General features: G+C 55.1%; 21 protein-coding genes, 1 tRNA gene and 2 rRNA genes (1 of these 24 only partly in view). 10 read left to right on the plus strand and 14 right to left on the minus strand.

Features of this window, described 5'->3' with window-relative positions:
- From AAFO92_RS06425 to AAFO92_RS06470, 10 genes are all read right to left on the minus strand, one after another.
- The coding region (locus AAFO92_RS06425; protein WP_347534323.1) for a hypothetical protein at positions 1-128 on the minus strand (128 nt) is incomplete at its 3' end.
- Between the two features lie 208 nt (positions 129-336).
- A complete protein-coding gene (locus AAFO92_RS06430) occupies positions 337-1,317 on the minus strand; it encodes a quinone oxidoreductase (protein WP_347533898.1) in 981 nt (326 codons plus the stop codon).
- 35 nt (positions 1,318-1,352) lie between these two features.
- Positions 1,353-2,243 (minus strand): 3-hydroxyisobutyrate dehydrogenase, encoded by an 891-nt coding sequence (gene mmsB / locus AAFO92_RS06435; protein ID WP_347533899.1) that lies wholly within the window; start codon positions 2,241-2,243, stop codon positions 1,353-1,355.
- Between the two features lie 378 nt (positions 2,244-2,621).
- Complete coding sequence (locus AAFO92_RS06440) at positions 2,622-3,527, minus strand: alpha/beta hydrolase (RefSeq protein ID WP_347533900.1); 906 nt, start codon at positions 3,525-3,527, stop codon at positions 2,622-2,624.
- Between the two features lie 4 nt (positions 3,528-3,531).
- Positions 3,532-5,070, minus strand: a complete 1,539-nt coding sequence (locus AAFO92_RS06445; RefSeq protein WP_347533901.1) for an NAD(P)/FAD-dependent oxidoreductase — start codon at positions 5,068-5,070, stop codon at positions 3,532-3,534.
- Between the two features lie 230 nt (positions 5,071-5,300).
- Complete coding sequence (locus tag AAFO92_RS06450; RefSeq protein ID WP_347533902.1) at positions 5,301-6,635, minus strand: TRAP transporter large permease; 1,335 nt, start codon at positions 6,633-6,635, stop codon at positions 5,301-5,303.
- Positions 6,632-7,162 (minus strand): TRAP transporter small permease, encoded by a 531-nt coding sequence (locus AAFO92_RS06455; RefSeq protein ID WP_347534324.1) that lies wholly within the window; start codon positions 7,160-7,162, stop codon positions 6,632-6,634. Before AAFO92_RS06455 ends, AAFO92_RS06450 begins: the two co-directional genes overlap by 4 nt.
- Positions 7,163-7,191: 29 nt before the next feature.
- Entirely contained in the window at positions 7,192-8,175 is a 984-nt protein-coding gene (dctP, locus tag AAFO92_RS06460) for a TRAP transporter substrate-binding protein DctP (protein WP_347533903.1), read from the minus strand.
- Positions 8,176-8,564: 389 nt separating this feature from the next.
- Positions 8,565-9,545, minus strand: coding sequence for a quinone oxidoreductase (locus AAFO92_RS06465; RefSeq protein WP_347533904.1), 981 nt, complete (start codon positions 9,543-9,545; stop codon positions 8,565-8,567).
- A 37-nt stretch (positions 9,546-9,582) separates the two neighbouring features.
- Positions 9,583-9,981: a nuclear transport factor 2 family protein gene (locus AAFO92_RS06470; RefSeq protein ID WP_347533905.1), complete on the minus strand. Its 399-nt coding sequence runs from the start codon at positions 9,979-9,981 to the stop codon at positions 9,583-9,585.
- Positions 9,982-10,485: 504 nt separating this feature from the next.
- On the opposite strand from AAFO92_RS06470, the gene AAFO92_RS06475 reads away from it, so the two are divergent.
- The gene (locus AAFO92_RS06475) at positions 10,486-11,514 is read left to right on the plus strand and encodes a thiamine pyrophosphate-dependent dehydrogenase E1 component subunit alpha (RefSeq protein WP_347533906.1); all 1,029 of its coding nucleotides are present in this window, start codon (positions 10,486-10,488) and stop codon (positions 11,512-11,514) included.
- Entirely contained in the window at positions 11,511-12,491 is a 981-nt protein-coding gene (locus AAFO92_RS06480) for an alpha-ketoacid dehydrogenase subunit beta (RefSeq protein ID WP_347533907.1), read from the plus strand. The genes AAFO92_RS06475 and AAFO92_RS06480 overlap by 4 nt, the downstream gene beginning before the upstream one ends.
- 128 nt (positions 12,492-12,619) lie before the next feature.
- On the opposite strand, the gene dctP (AAFO92_RS06485) is transcribed toward AAFO92_RS06480, so the two are convergent.
- Entirely contained in the window at positions 12,620-13,609 is a 990-nt protein-coding gene (dctP, locus tag AAFO92_RS06485; protein WP_347533908.1) for a TRAP transporter substrate-binding protein DctP, read from the minus strand.
- Between the two features lie 242 nt (positions 13,610-13,851).
- Here dctP (AAFO92_RS06485) and AAFO92_RS06490 point away from each other — a divergent pair, with 242 nt between their 5' ends.
- From AAFO92_RS06490 to AAFO92_RS06525, 8 genes are all read left to right on the plus strand, one after another.
- Entirely contained in the window at positions 13,852-14,637 is a 786-nt protein-coding gene (locus AAFO92_RS06490) for an IclR family transcriptional regulator (protein WP_347533909.1), read from the plus strand.
- Positions 14,638-15,097: 460 nt separating this feature from the next.
- Positions 15,098-16,078 (plus strand): GTP-binding protein, encoded by a 981-nt coding sequence (locus AAFO92_RS06495; protein WP_347533910.1) that lies wholly within the window; start codon positions 15,098-15,100, stop codon positions 16,076-16,078.
- Positions 16,079-16,134: 56 nt separating this feature from the next.
- Entirely contained in the window at positions 16,135-16,653 is a 519-nt protein-coding gene (locus AAFO92_RS06500) for a DUF1097 domain-containing protein (RefSeq protein ID WP_347533911.1), read from the plus strand.
- A gap of 26 nt (positions 16,654-16,679) precedes the next feature.
- Positions 16,680-17,405, plus strand: a complete 726-nt coding sequence (nthB, locus tag AAFO92_RS06505) for a nitrile hydratase subunit beta (RefSeq protein ID WP_347533912.1) — start codon at positions 16,680-16,682, stop codon at positions 17,403-17,405.
- 16 nt (positions 17,406-17,421) lie between these two features.
- The gene (gene nthA / locus AAFO92_RS06510) at positions 17,422-18,039 is read left to right on the plus strand and encodes a nitrile hydratase subunit alpha (protein ID WP_347533913.1); all 618 of its coding nucleotides are present in this window, start codon (positions 17,422-17,424) and stop codon (positions 18,037-18,039) included.
- Between the two features lie 10 nt (positions 18,040-18,049).
- The gene (locus AAFO92_RS06515) at positions 18,050-18,391 is read left to right on the plus strand and encodes a nitrile hydratase accessory protein (protein WP_347533914.1); all 342 of its coding nucleotides are present in this window, start codon (positions 18,050-18,052) and stop codon (positions 18,389-18,391) included.
- A gap of 47 nt (positions 18,392-18,438) precedes the next feature.
- A complete protein-coding gene (locus AAFO92_RS06520; RefSeq protein ID WP_347533915.1) occupies positions 18,439-19,116 on the plus strand; it encodes an energy-coupling factor ABC transporter permease in 678 nt (225 codons plus the stop codon).
- A gap of 78 nt (positions 19,117-19,194) precedes the next feature.
- On the plus strand, positions 19,195-20,193 hold the full coding sequence (locus tag AAFO92_RS06525) for a GlxA family transcriptional regulator (RefSeq protein ID WP_347533916.1): 999 nt from the start codon (positions 19,195-19,197) through the stop codon (positions 20,191-20,193).
- Positions 20,194-20,535: 342 nt separating this feature from the next.
- Here AAFO92_RS06525 and AAFO92_RS06530 read toward each other — a convergent pair.
- From AAFO92_RS06530 to AAFO92_RS06540, 3 genes are all read right to left on the minus strand, one after another.
- Positions 20,536-20,612, minus strand: a tRNA-Met gene (locus tag AAFO92_RS06530).
- A 75-nt stretch (positions 20,613-20,687) separates the two neighbouring features.
- A 5S ribosomal RNA gene (rrf, locus tag AAFO92_RS06535) occupies positions 20,688-20,802 on the minus strand.
- An 82-nt stretch (positions 20,803-20,884) separates the two neighbouring features.
- Positions 20,885-22,500: ribosomal RNA gene (locus tag AAFO92_RS06540) — 23S ribosomal RNA — on the minus strand (it continues 1,827 nt past the right edge of the window).

Genomic DNA, 22,500 nt, shown 5'->3' on the forward strand with positions numbered 1-22,500 from the left:
GCCGCCACACCGGCCCCCGTCTCGATCACACAGTCATGGCCCAGCTTCCGCAACTGCTCCGCTGAATCCGGCGTCATCGCAACCCGACTCTCGCCCTCAATAACTTCCTTCGGCGTTCCTATCCGCATCATCGTTCTCTCTTCTGTCTCTGGTGCGCACGGACCCTCCGCGCCCGGGTCCACGTCGGAGACAGAAGTGCACGGTCGTGCTGTTCCCTATGGCCGGGGCCAAAACCAAGAACTGTTTCGGCCCCGCCAACAACATGCAATCTTTTGATCTGCCGCCGGGATAGACGACACCGAACTTCCAGCATCGTCTTCTCCCCTCAGAAAATCCCTACGGTTTCAACAATACCGACCCGACCGTCTTGCGATCGGCCATGTCTCGGTGAAGCTGGACGATATCGCCCAGGGGAACAGACTGACTGACATTGATCTTAATGGCACCCGAATTGATCTTGTCGAACAGATTCCGGGCCATCTCGCGCATCTGATCCGATTGGGCTACGTATGTCGCCAGTGTAGGCTTGGCCAAGAACACGGACCCCGATTTCGCAAGTAGCGATATATCCAAAGGCGGAACCGCTCCGGAGGCTTGGCCGAAATTCACGATGGTGCCGAGCGGGCGCAAGCATTCGAGGGACTTAGAGAATGTATCGAGTCCAACTGAATCATACACCACATCAACTCCGGCCCCACCGGTGATTTCCTTGACGCGAGCGACGAAATCCTCTTCTCGATAGTAAATTACGTGATCGCAACCGTTTTCCATGGCCAACTCGCCCTTGGCGCTGGTTCCGACCGTACCGATGACCGTGGCACCGATATCCCGCGCCCACTGGCACATGATCAGCCCGACGCCACCCGCGGCAGCGTGAATAAGGATGGTGCTCTCGGCCGTCACTTTGTAGGAACTGTGCAATAGGTATTGCGCCGTAAGTCCCTGAATCATGCACGCAGCCGCGATTTCATCGGTGATGTATTCCGGAAGCTTCACAAGCTTCTCCGCGGGAATGAGCCGCTTCTCGCAGTAAGCGCCAAGCACCATGCAGTAGGCCACCCGGTCGCCGACCTTGATACCCTCAACGCCGCTGCCGACCGCCTCGACCACGCCAGCGGCCTCGACGCCCAAAGTGTTCGGTACCGGAATAGCGTATTGTCCTTCGGTGTCGGACCGGTGATAGACATCCACCATGTTCACGCCAATGGCGGTGTGGCGGATGAGCGCCTCGCCTTCACCGGGGGCGCCGACTTCGACATCGACGGCCTTCATGACATCCGGGCCGCCTTTCTCCGAAATGCGAATTGCTTTGGTCATTAGGTATCTCCTTCAGTTTGTTTGGAAAAGTCGTTTCAGATTTCGCCACCCAGGAACTCAAACATCGCGGAGAAATCCCGTTGTGTATGACCATTCCGGATAGCAGTGCGGTAGAGTGCGAGCGCGGCTGATGCCATCGGCGAAGGGCGTGTTGCCGAAAGGGCCGCCTGTTGAAATATACCCATGTCCTTGGCGATCAGCGGATTGGTGAAGCCGGGTTTGTAATCGTTGCTGGACGGCGCTCCGGGCACCACGCCTGGCGCCGGGCAGTACTGAGACATGACCCAGCTTGAGCCCGACGATTTGCCGATCACTTCGGCCAGCAGGTTCAGGTCAAGCCCGAGTGCCTGCCCAAGTGCCAGCGCCTCGCTTGCAGCGGCAACATGCACCCCAAGCAGCATGTTGTTGCAGATCTTCGTCGCCTGTCCCATGCCGCTGCTGCCGATGTAAATGCTCTCTCGTCCCATGCCGGCAAAGACTGACTGCGCCCGGTCGAAATCGTCCTGGCTGCCGCCCACCATGAAGACGAGTGACCCTTGCTGAGCGGCGGCCATGGCACCGGACACAGGCGCATCCAACATACCGTTTCCCGCCTCGGCGGCAGCCGTGTTCAGCTCGCGCGCTGTCTCCACATCGATGGTAGAGCTGTCAATCAGGAGCGCGTCCTTGCGGCAATGGCAAAGCACACCCTCAGCATTAAGGTAAGTGTCCTTCACGATCTCAGTCGTTGGCAGCATCGTGATGACTACCCCCGCATCTGCGACAGTGTCCGCAATGGATTCTCCGGCCACACCGCCCGCCGAAACGAAGGCCCCGGTTGCGTCTGAGCTAAGGTCAAAACCCCGAACATTGCGCCCCTCCTTGAGAAGGTTTGTCGCCATCGGCAGGCCCATTGTTCCAAGTCCGATAAATGCCACATCTTCCATTTTTTCCTCCCACAAAACGCGCCAGATGGTGTGTGTTCCAGTCATTGCGCACACGCGGTTGCCTTAGGTACACGCCGCCATTCAGGTATCGACAAACCGATCATATGCCCAAGGTAGGCGCACATAAATTTCCAAAACTGCAAAGGTCGTTTTCGCAAACGTGTGCGATAGCATGATGGCTAAATGAATGTGTGCCGAGAATAGGTCATCTCAAGTATCTATCTTATATATACTTTCACGTGAATTCCCTTGAGGTACCGACAACTGCAAGAGTAGAACCCATCGCCATGCGCGCGGATTCGCTGCGTCAGGTGACGATGCTGTTTTCGTTTTTGAAAGGCCGCGCAATATGACACGCCTACTGCCAATGGAAAGGATTCAAACCGTGTTGATCCAGTCACCGATGGCAGTTAATGCATCACGCGCGACCGGGCTGTAAGGCGACAGCCTGAGGAATCCATGAATCAGGCCTTGGTAACGGGTATGGGTGACGGGTACACCGGCCTGTTTCAGACGGGTTGCATAGGCATCCCCTTCGTCCCGCAACGGATCGTATTCGGCCGTCATCACCAATGCTGGCGGCAGACCGGCAAGCGTGGCGGCACCGAGCGGAGAGGCCCAAGGATGGCGGGCTTGTGCCGGATCTTCAATGTATTCGCTCCAGAACCGCAGCATGGCGCCACGCGTCAACCCGTATCCTTCAGCATTCTCAAGATAGGAGCGTGTAGGCGGTGTGTGGTAATCCGTGATCGGATAGGCCAACACCTGACCGCACACCTTTGGCGTCGGCTTGCCCTGCAGACGCAGACACACCGCCGTTGCCAACGTTGCACCGGCACTATCACCGACCACAACCAAACGATCGGCGGCACTGTCGATCCGGGGCAGATGTCTCCAGATCCAGTTCACCGCCGCGAAGCAATCATCGACCGGCACCGGGAACCGATATTCCGGCGACCTGCGATAATTCACAGCAATGACCGCGGACCCGGACGTATTCACCAAGTCCCGACAGACGTGGTCATGGCTTTCCAGATCCCCTGCGACATAGCCGCCACCATGGAAAAAAACGATAAGCTTTTCATTTCGGCGACGATCCGGGCGATAACAACGCATCGGCGTCCCGATATTGGTGATCATATCCTCAACGGAACCAACAGTGGCGCGATCCGCGATCGGCACAGGCCGAAAGCTTGCTCGAAGCTCGTCCAGCGTCATTTCCTCGAGCGACGCCGCATCTTGCATGGCGCCAAGGTGACGAGACATATCGGGATGAAGCGTCATCGCCCTACTCCGCAGGCTCACAGTTTGCCGGTTCAGAAGCATTCAGTGTCGGCACGATTTCATAGCTTTCGTCATCATTCGCCTCCATAAGTTCAAAGTAGGCTCGGGTACGGTCGGGCCAGTTATTGATCACCCGCCCGCTTTCAGTGCGGTACCAGTTCTGGCACGCACCGGACCACGAGAACTTGTCGAACTTTGGCGTCATCTCTTCGTAAAAGCCCTCGAGTGCCGCACGCCTGACCATTAGATTTTGATCCGGGTTGTCGAGAACGAACCTGGTTTTCCGGGCAATATACCGAGCCTGCGCCTCGAGCATGCCGATGATGGAATTGTGCGTGTTGGTGTTTGGTCCGTACATGACAAAGAAGTTTGGAAATCCAGGAATGCTTACACCTCGATAGGCCTCGGGCTCGCCCTGCCACGCCTCGTGCAAGTCGACCCCGTCCAGCCCCTTGACCGTCATCGGCTGCAGAAATTCCGTTGCTTTGAACCCTGTCGCAAGGACAACGACATCGACCTTGTGACGGCCACCGTCGGAATCGATGATCTCGTCGCCGTCCATAGCCTCTAGACCGGCGGTTACCACTGCGACATTGTCGCGCGCGAGGGTCGAATACCATTCGTTCGATGCTAGAATGCGCTTGCAACCGGGCGTATAATCCGGCGTGACCTTCTTCCGCAGAACAGGATCGGGGATTTGCCTCTCGATCAGTTCGTAGCACTCCTCCTGAAACTCTATGTTGAGCTTTGTCCCAGCTATGTACTTGTCATAGTTTTCTTCGAAAACTTCGTAGAGCTCTTCCCGCTGCTTCTGCATGAGGTCGGGATTGGCACGGTACGTCAGACGCTCAGAGACCGGGATGTCGCGTTCATCCTTGCAGAACACCCATGCCGGCGACCGCTGCAGCAGGACGACTTTCTCGACATCCGGCGCGATCGCAGGCACGATCTGAATCGCGCTCGCGCCTGTGCCCACGACGGCAACGGTCTTACCGGTCAGATCGACATCGTGACGCCATTCCGCGGAGTGGAAGACAGACCCGGTAAAGGTATCCCTGCCCTTGATCTCAGGCTCGGACGGCCGGTTTAGCTGTCCTACGGCAGAAATAAGCACACGACATGTCTTGGAGTTCCCCTCCTTGTCACGCACGGTCCAGGTTCCACGGTCTTGGTCGAATTCAGCATGCTCGATTTCGGTTAGGAAATGGGTGCGTAGCGTGACCCCCTCACGCTCAGCCGTGCGTTGCATGTAGGCCAGGATTTCCGGCTGCAGCGGATAGGTCGATGTCCAGCTCCATTCCGGGGCATAGGACAGGGAATAAAGTGCAGCCGGTACATCGCACCGCGCACCCGGATAGTGGTTTTCGCGCCAAGTTCCACCAACAGTGTCAGCCTTCTCGAACAACGTGAAATCGGAAAGGCCCAGCTCGTCGAGATAATGCGCCATGGCGATTCCGCCAAATCCGGAACCAATGATGACGACATCGTGGTCCGTTTCCTTGTGCACCGTGCCAAAGTTGCCGGTGGGAGCTTCATCGAGCATTGCGTATCCTTTCATTCATTTGGCAATAAAAAGCTGTTCCCTGCGGCAGGCAGAGATCATCAAGTGGCGCTGCCTAGTTCCAAGGCGGCACGCTCGTTCTTGTCTGAGTCAGCGGAAGTGGAAGCGATCCTTTTTGGAAATTCGGGTGACCGGCGGGGGCATCGGGACCGTAGCGGTCCTGGCACCCGGCACAGTTTCGGTTCTAGAGCGACGTGAGGTTTTGGCAGCGGTCATTTCATCAGCCTTTCGGGCACCAGCTTGATAATCTCAGGCCAAACCGACATGACTGCCATGCCACAGATAAACACGAGGACAACTGGAACAGCAGAGCGGAACACTTCGACCACGCTCATTGAAATGCCGGGGGCCGCGCTTGTTGCGCTTTTTAGTGAGAAGAGCGTGTAGCCGAATGGCGGAGTAATGCTTCCGACAGTCAGGTTGATCAGGAAAAGCATCCAGAACCAGATCGGATCATATTCGAATAGCTGCACGATCGGTTCATATAACGGCACCGCAAGCAACATGAACGCAATCTGGTCTAGAAACATGCACAAGATCAGCGGAACCAACATCAAGATCAGGAACATTGTCCAGTAAGAGGCATCCAGTTCAACCACGTATTCAATTAGGCCCCGTGTTGCCCCAGACGCCGAAAGCAGCTGACCAAACAGCTTGGAACAAGCCACGATTATCAAGATGGTCGTGGCAAGCTTGGCAGCCTCAACGATTGCCGTTCGCATCATTGTTAAGTTGAACTTACGATAGATAACTGCCACGAGCATCGCCCCGACGACTCCCGTTGCGGCGGATTCCGACGGCGTTGCCACGCCGAGCAGAATGAAACCCATCACCGAAAAAATGACGATCGAGAATGGAAGCAGCTGGACAAGCGACATAGCCACATCGCCAAGACCCTTGACCTCGTTGGCATCACGGCTGGGTGCATCCACCACCTCCGACCGGAAATACATAGAGCCAAAGACGTATATCAGCATCATCACACTAAGAAGGAGGCCCGGCAGCAAGCCGGCCACGAGCAGCCCAGCAATAGACACGTCCCGGACCAACGCCCCGAGCACGATCACGAGAACGCTGGGCGGAATGATCGGGGCCAGGCTCGCGCCCCCCAGGATAAGCGATGTCGACAACGACTTGCTATAACCCTGTTCCACCAGTTTGGGAAAAACGGAACGCCCGAGCATTGCCGCCACGGCAACGGCTGAACCAGACAGCGCTCCGAACACGACCGAAAGCGCGGTTACGACGAAGTACATACGTCCGCGCACCCGGCCGATCAACAGATCAACACTGCGAAACAGAATTTCTATCGATCCGGATCGAAATAGGATTTCGCCCATCAAAATGAACAGAGGGATCGCGATCAGGCTGTCGGAGGTGGTTGTACTAAAGATAGAATTGGCAAAGAGACCAAGTGATTTCTGTCCGTACAGGATGAGCGCGAAACCAACATTAACCACCAGAAACGCCGCGAAGAGCGGAATGCCTGTCGCCATGATGAACAGAAGTGCACCAACGACAAGCAAAAGGGTTTCATACCAGATCATTGATCCCGCGCCTCCCCCAGCACAGCGCCAAGAAGGTGCGTCATGTAACTGAATGCCATGGACAGGAACCCCGTCGCGATAACGGACGTGATCCACCATTTCGGCACAGATTGCGTTCCGACTGTATAAATCCCTCTTTCAAACTGCCGATGCGCCTCCGCCAGGACAATTGCACCGGTGACAAGACAGATGCTCATTGCCGCGACCAGCACGAAACTATGCAGCAGTACACGGGAAACGCCACTCAATAGACTTTCCAGATAGTCGATCGAGACATGTGAACCGACACGGACGACGTATGGCGCTGTGCCGAATATGACGACCGGAAGGAGATACCGGACTAGATCGTTCACCCAATCCGTAGGAGAACCGAAAAAGTAACGAAGGAACACCTCAGTCACGAAAGACAAGGTTATTAATATCAACGCACATCCGCTAACCGATATCAGAACCCTGGTGTTCCATTGATCGATCAGTTTGAGTGCTGAGATAAGTCCCCTAAAGTTCTGTCGCCGCTCAGTGTCCACAATATCCAACGCTGACTTTTCCATGGCGATCAGTACGTAAGCCCGGCTTCACGCGCGATCTCCCGTAAGGTTACCGCGTGTTCACCAGATTTCTCAATCGCCTTTTGCCAGACGCCTTGTGCATAGAGCCGGTCCAAGAGCGCAGCATTTGCTTCCGAAATCCGTGTCGGCTTCATACCCAGCGCCCGAAGCTCTTCGGTCTCCTTCAAAGTAAGCGCATCCATGCCTACGATGGTTGACTGCTCCAGTTCCTCGCCGATACGCGACACGAGCGCGCGATCCGCGTCGCTCATTGCTGTCCAGGCATCCAGGTTCATTAGAATAAGAACCCCTGTCTGACCGAAATTTGGCTCGGAGTAATAGGGCGCGACCTCGAACCACTTGAAGCCTTTAGCGCCGAGCGTTGGCCAGGCGGCGCCGTCGATCAGCCCCTTCTGCAACGCAGTATAGATCTCCCCGCCGGAAATCATCACCGGTGAACCGCCAAGCGTTCGGATCATCGGGTGATAGTTTTCTGTTCCGCGGACTTTCATCCCCTCGAGCGGCGTCTCCCTGCTCAACGCATGGCGAAGGTAAAATCGGAGGCCTTTTGTGCCGGTCGTGGGAGCGGCAATCAGCTTCAGTCCGATGGTTTCGTAGTGGTCCGAAATAAAGTCGATCACGCCGGAAGCCCGCCGCTTGTCCGGATCGGACGCAACCCCATCAATTGCAAGCCCTACGCCCGTGGTGCCAGCATGATACGCGCCATGCGTAAAGATGAAATCATAAAGCCCCGCCTGAACGGGCTCTAGCCCCTCGAATGGCGGAACGGCCTCCGGCCCGATGATGTCAACTGTGATCTCCCCCTCTGACGCCTCGGTGAGGTCAGCCACGAAACGTTGGGCGATCTCCTCCGTGAAGACGAAACTGTGCGGAAAACTTGACAGCATTTTGTATTCGGCCGCCTGCCCCCCTCCGGCGGCGGCCGCACCGAACCATATTGCAGTCACCCACTTTCCAAGCGTCTTGTTCATTTCTCTCCTCCCTTGGCGGTATCGCCTGACGAGGTGAGCCCTCGTCCTCATTTTGTTCCATTATATGGTACTTATTGTTCCATTAAACGCAACTATTTTCTTATCGTCATGAAGCTCCAGATGTGTCACGGAGGCGAGAACCAGCTGTCGCAGATTTCGGAAACGGAACCTGGGGCAACAATTTATTCTCACTATTTCATAAACTTACCCGATCTCTCCTGGGCAAAGGGGATCTGCTAGCCACCCTGACATGCAATACATTCGCACCTACATATCCGGACATGTGAAACGGAACTGTGGGGAGGTTTCCACAAAAGGCGCTCCTTCAGCCGGAACAAATTGGAAACCATTCCAAGCGCACCAATAGCCAAGACAGTGCTGCCGCGAACCTAGGGGATCACGACGACCGAACCGCTGGTCCTGCGGGCTTCGAAATCCCGGTGCAGTTCCTGAACATTTTCAAGTCGAACGGTCTGGCTGACTTCCATGCTGACGATACCGCGTTCGATCATGTCAAACAGGCTGTCAGACATGCGCTGCTGCCGGCCCGGCTGGGCGATATAGGTTCCCAGCGTCGGCTTTGCCAAGAAAATCGATCCGTTTGCGGCAAGCTTGGATATGTCGAAGGGGGGAACCGGGCCGGATGCCTGGCCGTAATTGACGAGCGTCCCAAGCGGCCGAATACACTTGAGCGACCCTTCGAACGTATCTACGCCCACGGAATCATACACCACGTCCACGCCATGTCCTTCGGTCAGGCGCAAAACCTCTTCAACGAAATCTACCTCGCGGTAGTAGATGATGTGCTCGCACCCGTTGGCTTTGGCCATGCGCCCCTTGCTTTCCGACCCAACTGTTCCAATGACAGTCGCACCAAGATGGCGCGCCCATTGCGACATGATCGAACCGACACCGCCCGCGGCAGCGTGGATCAGGATCGTGTCCCCTTCGCCGACTTTGTAGGTACTGGACAGCAGATACTGAGCGGTCAGCCCTTTTATGAAACAAGCGGCGGCCGTTTCATCGGAAACGCTGTCAGGAATCCGGACAAGTTGGTCGGCCGCGATGATCCTGCGTTCGCAATAAGCGCCAAGCACCATGCAATAGGCCACGCGATCACCGATAGAGACATTCTCAACAGCATCACCAACGTCTTCTACGACTCCGACAGCCTCGAAACCAAGCACAGCCGGTGTTTCGATGGCGTACTGTCCAGTGGTGTTCATCCGGTGATAGGTGTCCACGAGGTTGGCCCCGATGGCGGTATGCCGAAGCACGACTTCATGGGCCTGTGGCGCGGCAAGCTTCAACTCGACCAGTTCCATTACCTCCGGACCGCCCTGTTTCCGGATCATTACCGCCTTTGTCATTGTCTTCCCTTTCCGTAATTGAATTCGGCCCGGCTCATCACTTGAGAGCCACCGACCGGATGCGCCGCTCCTCGAACAACCAGTCCGATCCATGTTCGGAAAACTTGTCGTAGTAAGATGCCGCAACCAGCAAACGCCCGATGCCCGCCTGCTCATCAAGAGGTTCCGTGAAAACAAGTATCCGGCTTTCGGCTTCAATACTGCCGTCCGAGATCTCTGAGAACCGGATGAAACTCTGATGGTGAAATGTCGGCGCGCCCGCTCGCGACTTCACGAACTCGGCGATGGCACGGCGGCCTGAATACAGAACCCCGTTGTAGTCGATTACGCCATCGGGCAGAAAAAGCTTAGACAACAAGTCAAAGTTTCCTGCATCGCGGTAATCGCAATAGAGCGCCGACGCGGTCCGGCACTTCTTTTCCACTTCGTACGTCATGTCATTTCCTTGCTTCCGGAGGCGGCTTTTCCCGACGCGTGATACAGGCACGCTGGGCTGGTGGCAGGACTGGCGTAAGTAGAACGGTCCGATTGACCGGACCGTGGACCGATGTCGCGCCTGCCTATGTCGGGCCTATGCTGCCTTGCGCTTCTCTCTTCAAAGGCTAGGCGAAGCGGCCCAGGCTGGATACGCAAAGAGATGAAATTTATCTTTCCATTTTTGGAAAACGGTAACGCCGACACCTGCAGGCTGTTATTCCGTCACTGATACTTGCGACGCATGCTCAGGCAGGGGGTATGATGGGAAAGCATATTGTTTCCTGTGACATGTGGGAGGCTTGCCTTTCAGAACGCAGATGGCAAAACTGACCGCTCAATGTACTTTCGGTTCCCAAATCAGGGTACGTGAGTAAGCGCTAACCCGACCCGCAGCACCAAGAAAATCATGCCCTCTCCTTCAGATGCGTGCTAGCACCATTGCTGTAGGCGGGGAGGAAATAGGATGCAAGGGAAGACCAAAGGCATGTTCAGCGACGGTTCCGACAGTCCTGACCAGAGCCTAGACCATGTTTTTTCGATGTATCGTGACATGGTCCGGATACGTGCGCTGGAGACCGTTGCGATCGAAGCGTTGGAGAAAGGGCTGATATTCGGCGCTTTGCATCCCTATATCGGACAGGAAGCGATTGCCGCAGGCGTGTGCGCCAATCTTCGTCCAGAGGATGTTCTGCTTTCCACACACAGGGGACACGGGCACACACTTGCAAAAGGCGCGGACCCCAAACGCATGATGCTGGAACTTTTTGGCAGGAAAGGCGGATACTGTCAGGGCAAGGGCGGTTCGATGCATATTGCCGATTTCAGCGCCGGCATGCTTGGCGCAAACGGCATCGTAGGAGCCAATATCCAAATCGCCGTTGGTGCCGCACATGCCATCAAGCTCCGCAAGGAAGACAAGATTGTTGTGTGTTTCTTCGGGGACGGTGCAATCAATCGCGGCCCGTTTCTAGAAGGACTGAACTGGGCCGGAATTTATGGCCTGCCAATCCTCTTTGTATGCGAGGACAACGCATTTGCAGCCTCCACCCGGACGTCGACTCTTACGTCGGGAGATGGGGCAGATGCCCGCGCGAAGGCGATGGGCATCCCGTCAGTAGTGATTGACGGAAATGATGTGCTGGAGACGGATCGGACAGCGGCGGCGCTGGTCGAAAAAGCGCGCCGAGACCAACCGCAATTGATGGTCGCGCGGACGTACCGGATGTATGGGCATACGGCGACCGATCCAGGTCACTATCGCCCGATGGCGGAGGTTGAGAAAAACCGGAAGAACGATCCGGTCCTGCGGTGCAGAGCCCATCTTGTCGCCCTGGGAATGGATCCCGAACAACTGATCTGCACAGAAACAGATATCATGAACGAGATGAAGGACGCCGCCGCCAGTGCTGCCGCAGGCGCTTGGCCGACGCCCGAAGACGCCTATGCCGATGTGCAGGACATTGGCAGTCCTGTCCATAGGCCGTTCCAATGACAGAACTCACTTATGTCGACGCCGCTCATGAGGCGCTTCACGAGGAACTGACGCGCGACCCGGATGTCTGGGCGATCGGCGAAGACCTTGGGCGCGGTGGCGTGTTTGGTCAGTATCGAGGGCTGCAATCCGAATTCGGGTCCGACCGCGTGGTCGACGCACCGATATCTGAAGCCTGCATGCTTGGCGCCGCAGTGGGTGCGGCGATGATGGGCACGCGTCCAGTTGTCGAAATGCGTGTTTCAGACTTTTCCCTTTGCGCAACAGATGAGCTTGTAAACCAGGCCGCGAAAGCCCGGTACATGTTCGGAGGCCAGTCCCGCGTGCCGCTTGTCGTGCGCAAACCGTTCGGAATGTGGCGATCTTCAGCGGCACAGCATTCGCAGTCTCTCGAAGCCTGGTATGCCCATATTCCAGGACTTGTAGTTGTTACGCCGGCTTTTCCAAGGGATGAAAAGGCGTTGCTGAAGGCCGCCATCCGGTGTGACGATCCGGTGGTATTTCTGGAGCACAAGAATCTATGGTCGACCTCAGGCGACCCCGGCTTCGACGACCCGCCCGCGGAAATCGGCCGTGCCCGCATTGTTCGCAAGGGTGATGCTTTGACCATAGTGTCCTGGTCCGCGGCCCTGCATGACTGCCTGGCCGCAGCGGCCACGCTGGCATCCGAGTCTTCCATTGAGGTTGAAATCATCGATCTAAGAACGATCTGGCCCTGGGACCTAGACACCGTATTAGCCAGCGCCCATCGAACCCGCCGGATTCTGGTCGTGCATGAGGCGGTTTCAGTTGCCGGGTTTGGGGCCGAGGTCGTGGCAACAGTCTCGGAGCGGCTTTTTGGTCGTCTCGTCACCCCACCGAAGCGGCTGGGTGCCCCAAGAATTCCTGTAAGCTATTCGCCAACTCTGGAAGACCAGGTGCGGGTTAATCCGGCACGTATTGTCGGCACAGTCAAACATATGCTGGCACATGAGTAGCACGGTAACTTGCAACAGTCCGCTGAAGAAATGACCCGCTTACATGCGCCGTGAAACTTGTGGCTTTCCCGATTGCGGCGAGCGGGTGACACCGGCTACCAGACCTTACTGGCCGCCGGTATTCCCTCCTAATTGCTCAGGCCGGCATCCCGTGCGATATCGCGAAGCTTCTGAGCGTCTTCGCCGGATTTCTTGACCGCAACCTGCCAGACGCCTTCTGACCAGAGCGCTTCAAGATTGTCTGTTACCTCCGCCGGGAAAATCGTCGGCTTCATGCCCAGCTCCCGCAGTGCTGAGGTTTCTTCTTCGACCATCCGGTCAACGAGTGGGATTGTTTCGACTTCAAGGTCCTGCCCCACCTTGCTGATGAGGTTCTGCTCATCCTGATCGAGGCTGTTCCAGACATCAAGATTGACGAGAATGATGAAACAGGTCTGGCCGTATTTGGGTTCGGAATAGTAGCTGGCAACTTCGTACCACTTGTAGCCCTTTGCGCCCAGAACCGGGAACGCAGCACCATCGATGATTCCTTTTTGCATCGATGAATAGATTTCTCCCCCGGACATTAGCACTGGTGAGCCGCCCAACTCACGGATGATAACGTTGTACGGCTCTGTTCCCCTGATTTTCAATCCGCTGAACTTAGAAGAGTTATCGATCTCCTGGCGCAAATAGAAGCGTAACCCCTTTGTTCCGGCGCAGGGAGACGACACGAACTTCATCCCCAGTTTCTGGTAATGCGCGTCGATATAGTCCATCGCACCAGAGCTGCGCCGCAAGGCTGGATCGGTTGCCATGCCGTCAATGGCGAGACCGACACCGGTCGTTCCCGAATGATATGCCCCGTGCGTGAAAAGAATATCGTAAAGGCCCGCCTGCGCCGGTTCCAGACCCTCAAAAGGAGGTACAACCTCCGGGCCGGACAACGAGACAGAAATCTCCCCCTCCGATAGCTCCTCTATTCGCCTGATGAACTCCATTCCTATCGCCTCGGTGAACGCGAAGTTCTCCGGAAAGCTGGAAAGTAGTGAAAGTGACCTCTCCTTGGCCATCGAGGCCCCGGTGCCCAAGACACCGAATAACACGACGACAATTGCCCACAAAGTAAATCTGAGCACGATATCCTCCCTCGTAGAGCCCAAAAACATGCAACTGGCTCAAAGTTATGTATTTCGCATGTTGGAATATTTTGTACCGTATAGCGGTACTTTTGTCTTGTCAACGCCTCGCTGTACAGCCAACCTAACCCGGTGTAATACAGAAACCCGATGCCTCAGGGTGAACGGACGAAGTGCCGCAAGACGAGGCGGGAACAGTGAATGCCATGGCATTCAGGTGCAAGGGAGACACGTAAGAGGTCATGGAGGGAGAATCTGACGGAAGCGTACGCTCGGTTGAACGCGCTCTGGCACTGATTAAACTGTTGCGTGACGACCCCCGAGACGGATGGCGTTTGTCGGACCTCTCCAGCAGCGCGGGCCTGGGCAAATCCACTGCTCACAGGCTGTTGAACGCACTTGTAGAGCAGGGCTTTGCCTATCAGGAACCCAAGAGCCGCAGATACTATCTGGGATTCGAAATGACCTGCAACTCATTCGAGAACATACGCGGCGCCATCATCAATGTACTGTCCCCGATCTTGTCGGAAATAATCGAAGAAACCGAGGACGTTGCCTATCTTCAGCTGAAAGAAGGTGGCGAAGCAGTTTGCGTTGAAAGATATGAGGGCAGTTTTCCCATCAAGAGTCTCACGCTGGACGTGGGAGACCGCCGCCCGCTTGGTGTCGGCGCAGGAAGCCTCGCCCTTCTGGCTGCGCTTCCGGATGAGGAAATCGATGTTGTGATCCGTCGAAACAACAAGATTCTGAAACCGTATTCGGCCTTCACAACCGAAACACTGCGCACTCTGGTCGAGGAAACCCGCGAACATGGGTTCGCGTTCAATGACGGTAAAATTGTCCCTGGCATGGGCGCAATCGGGGTGGCTGTTCTAAACAGCCAGAAACACCCGATCGCGGCGATAAGCGTAGCGGCGATTGTTGACCGGATGAACCCTGCTCGCAGACTTGAAATTGCCAGAGCAATCTCGACCAAAATCAAAGGTGTTCGCAAACAACTGGCACAGTTTTCCGAACACAAAAGCTGAATGCTGAATTTGGCAATTCTTGTTTACGCCAAGATTGCAGAACGCTCGATGTGATTCGCCGCCAAGAGGCATTTGACCTGCTTCTTTTCGTCGTCTCGGCCCCGGGGCAGCTTGCGATGCCATGATATCCCTCCTTTGTGGCAAAGTACCAAGTCAATGGAGCGGAATCCTTAAACTTTCATGAAGATCTCTTGAAACAGCCCATTTTTCTAACATTCTTGGGTTGTCGTTGATGAATTTGCAGGCAATGGCAGGATGTGCATGCTCTTTGTCCGACCACTTTTCCACTCTCACTATCTCAGATGACCGTCAGGGCCTCTATTGATCCCAACGATGCAGCCCGTATCTGAATTGTATCTGATCTGATCTGGCAAGTTTGCGATAGAGAGACAACAGAACCCGTACGCCGCTGCATTATTTGGTGCCTGTTTTTCAGGTGCGAACAAAGATGGAGCGAAAGATGACTGCAATCCCAACGACAGTCCTGACCGGGTTTCTCGGCGCTGGCAAGACAACGCTGTTAAACCACATCCTACACAATACGACCGACGAGAAAATCGTTGTTGTTGTCAACGAGTACGGGGAAGTAGGAATTGATGGGCAGCTCGTCGTCGATACAGAGGATGAGGTTGTCGAGCTGAATAATGGGTGCATTTGCTGCACTGTTCGGACTGACCTGATCACTGCGCTTCGTAGTCTTCTGGAGCGAGGCGATGACATCGACCGCTTTATCATTGAGACCTCGGGCCTCGCAGATCCCGCCCCCGTTGTTCAAACCTTCGTGCTCGATGAAGTGCTCTCAAAGCGCATGGAGCTCGACGCGATTGTCACGGTGGTCGACGCTCGACACATCGGCATTCAACTCAACCAAGAGGTTGCGAAAGAGCAAGTGTGCTTTGCAGATCTCCTGATCCTAAACAAGACAGATCTGGTGACGGAGGATGTACTACAATCAGTCGAGGTCCAAATTCGGACGCTGAATCCACTTGCAAGCTGCGTACGCGCACAAGACTGCGATATCTCGCCATCCGATCTCTTGGATGTCGGAGCCTTTGATCTCAAACGTATTTTGCGAATCGAACCGCATCTTCTGGATGAACACGAGCATGATCATGAACACGACGGCAGCATTTCCTGCGTCGCCTTAGAAGATGACACGCCCTTGGTGCCTGAACTGTTCAACAAATGGCTCAATACGTTAGTCCAGGAGACAGGTAAGGATCTATTTCGACTAAAAGGCGTCATGAATTTTGCAGGCGAGCCACGACGCTTTGTCTGTCACGGAGTGCACATGACACTCGACGGCCGGCCAGGCGCAGTCTGGAAGCCAGGCGAACACCGCAGCAGCCAAATCGTCTTTATCGGTCGGAACCTCGACGAGGCTGCACTCAGAACCGGCCTCCGTTCCTCTCAAGTGTTACCTCAAGATATCGCCGTTTAAGGCGCAATAACAAAGCCGCAAAGACATAGAAACGCAATCAAAAAGGAGAGACTTACATGTTCCCCCCACTTGTCGCAGCCATGATCAGCCTGGGCGTATTAGGTGCAATTGATACCTATGTTACAGCAACACTGATCCCTGTCCCCGTCTGGGTTACGTTCATCGCTTGGGCGTCCTTCTTCGCTTGTGGCGGAGAAAAAACCGGGTACATCAAGTCGATCGCTTCGAACTTCACCGGGATCATCATCGCTTCGATTACGCTGCTGATTATCGAAATCGGACCCTCAGCCCCCCTGTTTGCTGCCATACTCGTAGGCGCTGGCACGTCTGCAATGGTTTTTGCCTCTGGCACCAAGCTGCTCGATTTTCCACCGGCCATTGTGTTCGGATTTGCTTCGCTTGTTGGCACCACTGCCGCGACGCAGACGACAATCACTGGTGCTGAAGCCCTTACGCATCCCACTCTGATCGCAATGCTTGCAATGGTGGTTGGCGCCTCGTTCGGCTTCGTTTCAGAGATCGTCACGAAATTGCTTTCAGCCGGGCAAACTGCCGAAGCCCAACCCAACACCTGATCTCACAGTTTGCCGGAGAACACGAAATGAAACTACAACACCATCTTGGAGGCCTTGAGGCCGTTGGCCCTGTCAGTACCGACATACGCGTCTTTGTCGAAGACTGGGAAACCCGGATTTTTGGAATTCACTCGGCGATGATGGCTTTGTCAACGCAGCTGGATCTACCGGAAACGCCATCAAGTTTCCGAACCATCTGGACTTGGGCCGACCTACGAAAAGGTGCAGAGGCCATGAACCCTTTCGAGTACTTCAAGTACCGGTACTATGAAAAATGGCTTGGTGGCATTTCCGGCTATTTCATCGAAAACGACTACATCACCGAAGAAGAGCTTGATGCATTGACTGAAGAGTATCTTGCTGATCCGGACAAACCGCTTCCCGAAGTGAACGTCGCGCCCATTGATGAGAGGGTTATTCAGTATCTAACGGTTGGCGATAGCCCAAAGCGTGACGTCACTGTGTCCTACGACTTTGAAGCGGGAGACAAGGTTGTGGTCGCGGACCCGCCATCGGTTGCGCATTCCCGCGTTCCTGGATTTATGCGCGGTCTGACCTGCGAGGTCGAGAAAGTCTACGACGGTGCCTACGTCTATCTCTGCGACATCGAGGAAGACGGCATTGGGCCTGCCATGCCCTGCTATACCGTCGGCGTCAGCGCCGATGAAATCTGGCCCAATAACGTAGAGCCGAACGTGACGGTCTTTGCTGATCTCTATGCAGGCTACCTCAAATCACCAGAATACGCCTAGGCCGGAGGACGATACCATGGCAAACCTATTTGAATATGACAGCGACCGCGAAAAACAGAGCGCAGCCCGGGCCAAGGCCCTTGAAGCCCTCCTGATCACGAAAGGCATCATCACCGACAAGACTGTCGATCAGGTGTTAGATTTCTTTGAAACGCGCATGGGGCCGTTCAACGGCGCTAAGATCGTGGCCCGCGCCTGGATGGATCCAGATTTCAAGCAAAAACTGGTTGAGGACACTCCGGCAGCTATCGAAGAACTTGGCCTTGGCGACTTTATGGCAGGTGCCGAAGGCGAACACATGCGCGCCGTTGCCAATGAACCGGGCGTCCACAACATTATCATCTGTACCTTGTGTTCCTGTTATCCGTGGCCGGTCCTTGGGCTTCCGCCCTACTGGTACAAAGACCCTGCCTTCCGCAGTCGCGCTGCTCGGGAACCTCGTGCGGTTCTCAAGGAGTTTGGCGTCGATGTTCCAGAGGAAGTGCATGTCAAACTCTGGGATTCCAGCGCACAGATCCGCTGGTTTGTCATCCCTGAGCGCCCAGAAGGTACCGAAGGGATGAGCGAGGAAGAACTCGCAGCGCTTGTCACGCCGGAAAGCATGATGGGCGTCGCGCTGGCCAAGGCCGCATAGTGGTCCACTGATGTTGACACGTTTCGAACATCACGCGGTGACCGAAATGCTGGGCCAGCCAGACACACCGCCACGCTACAATGGAACCTTATGTTTCGGTCACGAGTGGGAGCGGACAGCCTTTGGCATCGCCCTCGCCTTGGCCAAACAGGGCGTCTTCGAATGGGACGATTTCCGCGACGAGCTAATAGCTGAGATCGGCAACTGGGAAGCGTCCCACAACCTGACAGATGCTTCCTGGGACTATTACGAGCGCTTCCTCAGCGCACTTGAGAAAGCCGCAACAAAATCGGGTGCGATCGACTCGGAAGAGCTTGCCTCCCTCAACAACCTTAAGCCCGCTTCAGCCTGATTTGTGGCGAGCCACGATTAACATCCTGACTGAAAAGGAAAACAAATATGCATATTGAACCTGGTATCGTCGAACCTGCCAAACTTATCTTGAGCTACGGCACAGGGGCCGCTGCGGTCACGTACGCTGCCAAGAAAGCTTTTGACACTGTCCGAGAACGGGGTGGCATCGCCTTGACCCTCGGAGGGATCGCAACAACTGCTCTAACTTTTGCGTTCTTCGAGCTTTTACCGCACTTCCCCGTTGGCGTGTCGGAGCTGCATTTCATTCTTGGCTCCACACTTCTTCTGATCTTTGGTGCAGGTCCTGCGGGTTTGGGCCTTGCCGCTGGCCTTCTTGCTCAGGCCGTCTTTTTTGCGCCCAGTGACCTTCCGCAATACGGTATGAACGTCACCACGTTACTTGCACCATTGTTCGTCATCTCTGAGGTCGCGAACCGGATTGTGCCTAAATCTACCCGCTATGTTGATATCTCGTACAAACAGGCGCTTACCCTTAGCGCCTCCTATCAAGGGAGTGTTGTCGCTTGGGTTGCCTTCTGGGCGATCTATGGTCAGGAATTTGGCGCAGAAAGCCTTGCAGCTATTGCAACATTTGGCGCGGCATACATGCTGGTTGTCATTGTTGAGCCGCTTGTCGACCTCGCAGTGCTTGCCTCTGCCAAGACTGTATCGAGCGCGCGCAAGATCGGCCTGTTTGAGCCACGCCTCTATCGGGACGCATGATCTTCAGCCCCTACAAACACGCCCGCCGGTCTAGTCTCCGGCGGGTGCATGAGGTTAACTGGAAAGGATAGTGCTACTATGCGTGTCGCCATCTTAGCGCCGCCTGGCGTCCAGACCTTAGACGTCGTCGGTCCGGCTGAGATCTTCTGGGAGGCGGCGCGCCGACTGAATGACATGTCTGCCTATGACATTCAGATCATATCAACGGAAACAAATACAGTTGCAGGTACTGGTCAACTACAACTACTCGCAGATCGAACCATTTACGATGCTGATGAACCAATCGACACTCTCCTGATCGCGGGCGACCCTTCATTTCAGAAGATCAGTCCGGATGTCATAGGCTGGTTACAGCGCCGCGTACCGACCGTGAGGCGTTACGGTTCAGTCTGCACTGGCGTGTTCATTCTTGCAGCAGCCGGGCTTCTTGATGGTAAACGGGTGACGACGCATTGGGAATGTGTTGAGGAACTCCGCAAGAACTACCCCCGTATCAAGCTTGATGAAGATGCCATCTTTCTGCGTGATGGGCCGTTGATCACCGCAGCCGGTGTTACAGCCGGCATAGACCTCGCTTTGGCACTGGTTGAAGAGGACTATGGCCATGAGATCGCAATGATCGTGGCGCGATACATGGTGGTTTTCCTAAGGCGCTCCGGGGGCCAGTCGCAATTTAGTGCGCACCTCATCGGTCAGATGTCGCAAGACAATGCTATACAAAAGGTTCAGGAATACATCCTCGAAAACCTTGACACACATCTGACCATCGAAAAATTAGCACATATGAGCGGCATGAGCCCACGAAACTTTGCTCGGGTGTTCCGTCGCGAGTTAAACACAACGCCCGGTGAATTCATAATGAAGGCCCGAATTGATGCGGCGCGAAGGTTGCTTGAGAGCACTGATATGCCGATGCAGCGTATCGCGGTGAAATGCGGCTTTGCTACAGCTGATTCAATGCGACGGGTGTTCAACAAACTGCTTGGCGTACCTCCTGGGCAATACCGCCAACAGTTTCAGACAGTACCCAAATGTATTCGCGTTATCTCTGACGTCAGCACCTACCAGTTTGATTGATTGAGGTGTCGCTAAATTTGTAGTGACCCAGTCCCCTGAAATCAGGCCACTGAGGATTGATGATCCGCCCACGCAAAAGGATGGAGCACGAAACGCCGGTTTTCAGATGAACGGATCATTGGGATGTTCAGGCAATAGGAAACCCGCGTGAAGGCGCAGAAATAGTGCCGAAGGTAGGGGGCACCTCATCACAAACTGAACATGCGCCCGCAAGCGCCATGTACCCTGTTCGAGAAAGCCCAACTAAGTCGTACATAAACTGGACCTATCCAGGATCAACCCGCGAGACTGAGGATTCAAAAATCATCCAGAAACGACAAACCGCCCCGGAGGGCGGTATGTTGGTTGCGGGAGCAGGATTTGAACCTGCGACCTTCAGGTTATGAGCCTGACGAGCTACCGGGCTGCTCCATCCCGCGCCAATTATGCGCCCCAAGTCAGAGAAAGGTATGGGGCGTCATCGTTAGAGAGATACATCTCAAGGGTCTTACTAGGTTTGGCGGCGACCTACTCTCCCACGCCTTAAGACGCAGTACCATCGGCGCTAAGGCACTTAACGGCCGGGTTCGGGATGGGACCGGGTGTTTTGCTCTTGCTATGACCACCAAACCAAGAAAAACCCTTGAATTCCAAGTCGCGTACTCTGTTTAAGTGTATGCTTCTGATCGTAGAAGTCTGGCTTCTACTGGATCAAATCAAGCCTATCGGACAATTAGTACCGGTCAACTGAACGCATTGCTGCGCTTACATCTCCGGCCTATCGACGTGGTGGTCTACCACGGTCCTCAGGGATACCTTGTTTTGAGGGGGGCTTCCCGCTTAGATGCCTTCAGCGGTTATCCTGTCCGATCATAGCTACCCTGCACTGCCGTTGGCACGACAACAGGTCCACCAGTGGATCGTTCACCCCGGTCCTCTCGTACTAGGGGCAACTCCTCTCAAGTATCCTACACCCACGGCAGATAGGGACCGAACTGTCTCACGACGTTCTAAACCCAGCTCACGTACCTCTTTAAACGGCGAACAGCCGTACCCTTGGGACCTGCTCCAGCCCCAGGATGAGATGAGCCGACATCGAGGTGCCAAACACTGCCGTCGATATGGACTCTTGGGCAGTATCAGCCTGTTATCCCCGGCGTACCTTTTATCCGTTGAGCGATGGCCCTTCCACTCGGGACCACCGGATCACTATGGCCGTCTTTCGACTCTGCTCGACTTGTCAGTCTCGCAGTCAGGCTGGCTTCTGCCATTGCACTCAACGAGCGATTTCCGACCGCTCTGAGCCAACCTTCGCGCGCCTCCGTTACGCTTTAGGAGGCGACCGCCCCAGTCAAACTACCCGCCACACAGGGTCCCGGAACCGGATAACGGTCCGCGGTTAGACATCAAGCAGAACAAGGGTGGTATCTCAAGGGAGGCTCCACAGAAACTGGCGTTCCTGCTTCGAAGCCCACCACCTATCCTGCACATGTTCGGCCTAATGCCAATGTGAAGCTGTAGTAAAGGTGCACGGGGTCTTTCCGTCTAACCGCGGGAAACCTGCATCTTGACAGGTAATTCAATTTCGCTGAGTCGATGTTGGAGACAGCGGGGAAGTCGTTACGCCATTCGTGCAGGTCGGAACTTACCCGACAAGGAATTTCGCTACCTTAGGACCGTTATAGTTACGGCCGCCGTTTACCTGGGCTTCAATTCAAGGCTCTCACCTCTCCTTTTAACCTTCAGGCACCGGGCAGGCGTCAGACCCTATACGTCGTCTTGCGACTTCGCAGAGCCCTGTGTTTTTAGTAAACAGTCGCCACCCCCTGGTTTGTGCCCCCAGCCAATACTTGCGTAGAAACTGGGCCTCCTTCTCGCGAACTTACGGAGGTATTTTGCCGAGTTCCTTCAACATCGTTCTCTCAAGCGCCTTGGTATTCTCTACCAGTCCACCTGTGTTGGTTTAGGGTACGATCTGATGATGGAGCTATTTCCAGGAACCGATTAGCGGCCCACCCAATCCGATAAGGGTGAACAACCTTCACGATCCGTCACTTCCATCTGGCTCAGGAATATTAACCTGATTCCCATCGTCTACGCCTTTCGGCCTCGACTTAGGGGTCGGCTTACCCTGCTCAGATTAGCTTTAAGCAGGAACCCTTGGACTTTCGGCGAGAGTGTCTCTCACACTCTTTGTCGCTACTCATGTCATCATTCTCACTAGTGATCTCTCCACCGGATCGCTCACGCGCCGGCTTCATCGAAAGCCTCTCTCCTCCAATGCGGCCGAGGCCGCTAAGGAGGAATGAGACTATGTCACACTACGCT

The organism is Roseovarius sp. CAU 1744 (assembly GCF_039839345.1).
In the GTDB taxonomy this organism is placed as follows: domain Bacteria; phylum Pseudomonadota; class Alphaproteobacteria; order Rhodobacterales; family Rhodobacteraceae; genus Roseovarius.